Genomic DNA, 6,947 nt, shown 5'->3' on the forward strand with positions numbered 1-6,947 from the left:
ATGGCCTGATTCGCCTGAAGGCCCGGTACGGCATGGCTGCACAGCCATCGCACAGAAAATAAAGCCCGCACCCGCGGGCTTTTTTTATGCGCCATTTACTTCGTGCATTCAGCGAATGAGTCCGGGTACCCCGGGGCCTCTTGGGGCAGCGGCGGCGGGGCAGGGATTTTTTATGGGCTCGCGGCCGCTGAAGGCCCTTCGAGCCCATTGGTATCACGCGGGTTCCTGCGGATGTGGTTGCGAGGCCACCTTGCGCAAAACCTCCGCCGTGAAATCGTCGGCCGGAAAGAATGATTCCACGGCCAGTTCCTGCAGGGTCACGTCCACCGGGGTGCCAAATATCGTGGTCGTGCTGATGAGCGAGAGCATTCCGTGCACGCTTTCAAAGCAGAACGGCATTACCACGCCCAGCATTTCACCCGCCAGAACCGGCGCGCCCGGTGCCTGCGGCGCGGGATATTCCTGCAATTCGGCCTGCAGGGCGATCAGCGCCGGGTCGGCGGTGGCCTGTATTTGCTGGCGCAGGCGTTCAAACAGGTGGGCCCGCCATTGCGGCAGATTGGCGATGCGGGGGGCCAGGCCCTGGGGATGCAGGCTCAGGCGAAACACGTTGATCGGGGGCGCGAGCAGTTCCGGGCTCACGTGCGAGGCCAGCAGGGCCTGGGCGGCCTGGTTCGCCGCCACCACGTTCCAGCAGCGGTCGAGCGCGATGGCGGGGCAGGGTTCGTGCCCCTTGAGCACCAGCTCGACGGCCTGGCGCGCCGCCGCGAGGGCGGGGTCGTCCAGTGCGCGCTCACGGTACATCGGCGCGTAGCCGGCCGCCACGAGCAGGGCATTGCGCTCGCGCAGCGGGATGGCCAGCCGTTCGCACAGGCGCAGCACCATGTCGCGACTCGGGTTGGTGCGTCCGGTTTCCATGAAGCTCACATGCCGCGTGGAGATGTCGGCCTCGTCGGCCAGTTCCAGCTGGCTCAGGTGCCGCTGCTGGCGCCAGGTGCGCAGATGGTCGCCAAACGATGCGGGCCCCGGCGGCGCCGCGCGGTGCGGCAGGCTGGGGCGCACAGGGCGGTGCGAAGGGGGGGATGTGGAGGTCATGGGCCACATCCTAGGGGGAAAGAGCGTGCAGGCCATTACCTGCCAGGTCATCGACGCGGTGCACCGGGACGGGAACGATGCAGGCCTGTTCTTCATTTTTTTACCCACCAAGGAGTCTTCCATGTTCAACCTGATGTCTTCCCCCCGATTCCTGCGCGCCGTGGTCTGGTTCGATGCCTCCACCGGTGTGCTGCTCGGTGCCATGCACCTGCTGCTGACGGCGCCGCTGGCCGGGTGGCTGGGCCTCGCGCCGGGGCTGCTGCAGGCCTCGGGCGTGCTGCTGCTGGGCTACGCCGCCCTGGCCACCGCCATCGCGCGGTCCGAGCCCATGCCCCGTGGCTGGCTGTGGGTGCTGATCGTTGGCAACTTCGCCTGGGCGCTGGCCAGTCTGGCGCTGCTGCTGGGCTCCGCGGCCGCGCCCACCTTGCTGGGCCAGGCCTATCTGCTGGTGCACGTGGTGTCCGTCGCCCTGCTGGCCGAACTGCAGTGGATGGGCGTGCGCCGCCTGCCCGCATGGGCCGCCGCTTGACGGGTATTCATCTTTTGCTCTTGAATTGATAGCATTTGGCGCTTGTCGCACAAGCGCCAGGGGCATTCTTGATTCATCTTCCATGCGGCGGCGGCGTGGGCCGGAGCACCGGCCTGCGCCGCACCGGCACCGGGGCCCGGCGGCCCGCATAGCCCCACGATTGCACCGTCACGCAGGACTGCCAGAATAGGCCTTGTTGCCTTTCACAGGAGTTCGCCATGGCCTCATCGCCCAAGCCCGCCCGTCACGCGTTTGCCAACACCCTCAAGAGTTTCAGGACAGCGTCCGGCAAGGAGGGCCAGTTCTACTCCCTGCCCGCGCTGGCCCGGCAGTTTCCCCAGATCCACCGCCTGCCCGTGTCGATTCGCATCGTGCTCGAATCGGTGCTGCGCAACTGCGATGGCCGCAAGGTGACCGCCGAGCATGTCAAGGAGTTGGCCCACTGGGTGCCCAAGGCAGACCGCAAGGACGAAATTCCCTTTGTGGTCTCGCGCGTGGTGCTGCAGGACTTCACCGGCGTGCCGCTGCTGGCCGACCTGGCCGCCATGCGCAGCGTGGCCGTGAAGCTGGGCAAGAACCCCAAGAAGATCGAGCCGCTGGTGCCCGTGGACCTGGTGGTGGACCACTCGATCATGATCGACCACTACGGCAAGAAGAATTCGCTCGACCTGAACATGAAGCTCGAGTTCCAGCGCAACCGCGAGCGCTACGAGTTCATGAAATGGGGCATGCAGGCGTTCGACACCTTCGGCGTGGTGCCTCCGGGCTTTGGCATCGTGCACCAGGTGAACCTCGAATACCTGGCGCGCGGCGTGCACAAGCGCAAGGACGGCGTCTACTACCCCGACACCCTGGTGGGCACCGACAGCCACACCACCATGATCAACGGCATCGGCGTGGTGGGCTGGGGCGTGGGCGGCATCGAGGCCGAGGCCGCCATGCTGGGCCAGCCGGTGTACTTCCTCACGCCCGACGTGGTGGGCTTCGAGCTCACGGGCCAGCTGCGCGAGGGCGTGACGGCCACCGACCTCGTGCTCACGGTGACCGAGATCCTGCGCCAGCACAAGGTGGTGGGCAAGTTCGTGGAGTTCTTTGGCGAGGGCACACGCACGCTGTCGCTGCCCGACCGCGCCACCATCGGGAACATGGCGCCCGAGTACGGCGCCACCATGGGCTTCTTCCCGGTGGATGAAAAGACCATCGACTACTTCCAGGGCACGGGCCGCACCAAGGGCGAGATCGAGGCCTTCGAGGCGTACTTCAAGGCCCAGGGCCTGTTCGGCGTGCCGCTGGCGGGCGAGATCGACTACTCGCAGGTCGTGCGGCTGAACCTGGGCGACGTCACGCCCAGCCTGGCGGGCCCCAAGCGCCCGCAGGACCGCATCGAGCTGGGCAAGGTCTGCAGCCAGTTCGCCGACCTGTTCAGCAAGCCCATCGCGCAAAACGGCTTCAACCGCCCGGCCGAGCTGCTGCACACCCGCCACCATGTGCGCCCGTCCGATGCGCCGGCCGAGGTGAGCGCACCCGCCGAGAAGCCCCTGCCTTCCGGCGCGCCGCGCTTCGTGGTGGAGATGGAGCACAACAAGCCCACCCTGGCCGCCGCGCACGCCGAGGTGCCCGCCCAGCAGGCCAGCCGCGCTGGCGACGTGACCCTGGGCAACGGCGACGTGCTGATCGCCGCCATCACCAGCTGCACCAACACCAGCAACCCCAGCGTGCTGCTGGCCGCGGGCCTGCTGGCCAAGAAGGCGGTGGAGGCGGGGCTCAAGGTCAAGCCGCACATCAAGACATCGCTGGCGCCCGGCTCGCGCATCGTCACTGAATACCTCACGCAGGCCGGCCTGCTGCCCTACCTGGAAAAGCTGGGCTTCGCGCTCGCCGGCTACGGCTGCACGACCTGCATCGGCAATGCGGGCGACCTCACGCCCGAGCTGAATGAGGCCATCACCAGCAACGACCTCGTGTGCGCGGCCGTGCTCTCGGGCAACCGCAACTTCGAGGCGCGCATCCACCCCAACCTCAAGGCCAACTTCCTGGCCAGCCCGCCGCTGGTGGTGGCCTACGCCATCGCCGGCACCGTGCTCAAGGACCTGATGACGGAGCCCGTCGGCAAGGGCAAGGGCGGGCGCGACGTCTACCTGGGCGACATCTGGCCGACCAGCGACGAGATCCACCAGCTGATGAAGTTCGCGATGAACGGCAAGGCCTTCCGCGAGAACTACGCCAAGGTGGGCTCCGACCCCGGCAAGCTCTGGGAAAAGATCAAGGGCGTGGGCGGCAATGCCTACACCTGGCCCGCCAGCACCTACATCGCCGAGCCGCCGTTTTTTGCCCAGTTTGCTCTTGAAAAAGGAGCTGCCAGCGCAGATGCATCAAGCGCTGGCGGCCAAAATGACGCAAAGCTTCCGTCCGTGCTGGGTGCGCGCATCATGGCGCTGTTCGGCGACTCCATCACCACCGACCACATCTCGCCCGCAGGCTCCATCAAGGAAAGCTCGCCCGCGGGCCAGTGGCTGCTGCAGCACGGCGTGATGAAGCAGGACTTCAACAGCTATGGCGCGCGGCGCGGCAACCATGACGTGATGATGCGCGGCACCTTCGCCAACGTGCGCATCAAGAACCTCATGATTGCCCCCACGGCCGACGGCTCCCGCGAGGAGGGCGGCGTCACGGTGTTCCAGAACGAGGGCGCGCTGCAGGGCGAGAAGATGTTCATCTTCGACGCCGCCATGCAGTACATCGCCCAGCGCACCCCCACGGTCATCTTCGCCGGCGAGGAATACGGCACGGGCTCCAGCCGCGACTGGGCGGCCAAGGGCACGCAGCTGCTGGGCATCAAGGCCGTGGTGGCGCGCAGCTTCGAGCGCATCCACCGCTCCAACCTGGTGGGCATGGGCGTGCTGCCCCTGCAGTTCCGGGCGGGCGAGTCGTGGGAGACGCTGGGGCTCACCGGCAGCGAGGTGATCGATGTGGTGCCGGACCCCGCGCTCACCCCGCAAAGCGATGCGCAGCTCGTCATCCGCCGCGCGGACGGCTCGCGCCAGGAGGTCACGGTCACGCTGCGCATCGACACGCCGATCGAGGTGGACTACTACCAGGCGGGCGGCATCCTGCCCTTTGTGCTGCGCCAGCTGCTGGCCGGCTGAAGATGATGCGGGAGTGGCCGGCGCTGCGGCGCCGCGCCCCGGGGGCCGCGCGCCCAGTCAGCCGTGTGCCAGGGAGACCGTAAAGAATGTGAATGCCTGCTTACTCGCCGATACACTTGTGACGTTGTGTCGAAATAGAGTCCCGCACTGCCTCACGCCCGTATGCCCCCTTCCACCCGCTTCAGGCCCTATCGCGCGCTGCTGACGGACACACCAGCCGTCACGGTGGTGCTGGTGGTGGCCGCGCTGGCGGCCGTGATGGTGCCGCTGGCGCAGATGATGGGCGATGGCGCGGGTTCCCAGCACGGCCTGGAGCCTTTCATGGAACTGGTGGCCGTGCTGCTCGGGCTGCTGGTGGTGTCGGTATCGCTGCACACCCTCGAAGCCCCCGAGCAAACCCGTGCCAACGTGCTGGTGGCGGGTTTCGGCGTGGCGGCGGCATGCAATTTTCTCCACGGCGTGCTGGCGCATTCGACCTCGGTCCACATGCCCACGGGCACGGCCGGCATCTCGCTGTGGCTCAGCAGCTGGGCCCGGGTGGCGGAGACGCTCACCCTGCTGCTCACGGCGGTGCACCTCACCGCCGCGGGCCCTGCCAAGGCGTGGCTGGCCGCCTCCGCCGGCATGGCGCTGCTGCTGCTGGGAACGGCGCTGGGGCCGCTGCCCGCATCGTTTGCGCAGGCCGCGGGCGGAGCCTTGCGGCAGTACCTGGCGTTCGGGCTCGTGCTGGTGCTGGCGGCGGTGGCCCTGCTGCTGCACCGCGATGCGGTGCGCCGGGGGCAGGCGCGCGAGCGCGTTTTCGCCTGGGCGGCGGCGGCCTTCGCCTGCGGTGAACTTTCGGTGGGCCTGCTGGGCGGCCATTCTCCCGTGGGCGGCCCGCTCGCCCACGGCTGGCGCATCGTGGCCTATGCGCTCCTGTACCAGGCGGTGTTCAACGCGGGCATCCGCCAGCCGTTTGCGCGTGTGCAGGAGGCCGAGCGGCTGCTGCGCGAAAGCCAGGGCCGCCTGTCGCTGCTTGGGCGCAACCTGCCCCACAGCGTGCTGTACCAGGTGGTGCGCGAGCACGACGGGCGCACGCACTTCGTCCACATGGGCGAGGCCATTGCCCGCCTCAACGGGGTCAGCGTCGAGGACGTGGTGCGCAACCCCAGCGTCCTGTACGGGCAGATCCTCGAGGAAGACCGCGCGCGCCTGCTGCGGGCCCAGGAGAACTCCTTCGTGAACATGGCGGCGGTGGAAGAGGTCTTCCGGATGCGCCGCCCGGACGGCCAGCTGCGCTGGATGCACCTGAGCGCCTCGCCGCGCCGGCTCGACGATGGCCGGGTGATGTGGGACGGTGTGCAGACCGATATCACCGCGCACCACCTGGCCGAGGAAGCCTCCCACGCGCACGAGGCCCTGATGGCCAACATGCTGCGGCAAGTGCCTGGCGGGGTGGCACGGCTGGACCGCGATTTGCGCGTGCTCTACGTCAACGAACAGCAGGCCCGCTGGCTGCACCGCGAGCCCGCGCAGCTGCAGGGGCAATTGCTGAGGGATGTGCTGGAGCCCGAAGTGATGCAGCGCATGCAGCCTCATTTCGACAAGGCGTTCGCGGGCGAGGCGGCGGTGTTCGAGAACCGCATCGACGGACCCGGCGGCACCCAGTGCCACCACACCACCATCGCCCCCGAAAGCGTGACGGACCAGAGTGTGCCCGCCGTGGTGCTGTTCGCCTACGACCTCACCGAGCTCAAGCGCATCGAGGAAGAGCTTGCGCACCAGAAGGCACACCTTGCGCGCGTGGTCAACGCCATGCCCGACATGGTGTTCCTCAAGGACGCGCAGGGTGTCTACCTGTCGGTCAACCCCGTGTTCGAGCGCTTTGCCGGGCGGCCGGAGCGCCAGATCGTGGGTTGCAGCGATTTCGATCTGGTGGCGCAGCCGGAGGCCGAGCGGTTCCGCAACTACGACCTGCGCGCCATGCAGGCCTGGCAGCCGCTGGTGTACGAGGAAACGCTCACTTTCGCCGAGGATGGCTACCAGGGCCAGTTCGAGACCATCAAGACCCCCATCCGCGACCTGCACGGCCGCGTGACCGGCGTGCTGGGCGTGTGCCGCGACATCACGGACCGCAAGCGAGCGGAGCAGGAGATCGAGCGCCTGGCGTTCTTCGACGCGCTGACGGGCCTGCCCAA

General features: G+C 67.9%; 4 protein-coding genes. 3 read left to right on the forward strand and 1 reads right to left on the reverse strand.

Annotated elements, in window-relative coordinates:
- Nucleotides 1-213: 213 nt before the first annotated feature.
- Nucleotides 214-1,095, reverse strand: coding sequence for a helix-turn-helix domain-containing protein (locus AC07OC_RS20845; protein WP_218293648.1), 882 nt, complete (start codon nucleotides 1,093-1,095; stop codon nucleotides 214-216).
- Between AC07OC_RS20845 and AC07OC_RS20850 the strand changes: the two genes are divergently transcribed.
- From AC07OC_RS20850 to AC07OC_RS20860, 3 genes are all read left to right on the forward strand, one after another.
- Entirely contained in the window at nucleotides 1,094-1,624 is a 531-nt protein-coding gene (locus tag AC07OC_RS20850; RefSeq protein ID WP_494598286.1) for a hypothetical protein, read from the forward strand. The two genes, AC07OC_RS20845 and AC07OC_RS20850, sit on opposite strands and share 2 nt — an antisense overlap.
- 218 nt (nucleotides 1,625-1,842) lie before the next feature.
- A complete protein-coding gene (locus tag AC07OC_RS20855; RefSeq protein ID WP_494602092.1) occupies nucleotides 1,843-4,770 on the forward strand; it encodes an aconitate hydratase in 2,928 nt (975 codons plus the stop codon).
- 162 nt (nucleotides 4,771-4,932) lie between these two features.
- A partial coding sequence (locus tag AC07OC_RS20860) for a PAS domain-containing protein (protein WP_494602094.1) occupies nucleotides 4,933-6,947 on the forward strand: 2,015 nt, incomplete at its 3' end.

This window comes from Acidovorax sp. GW821-FHT10E04 (assembly GCF_059415185.1).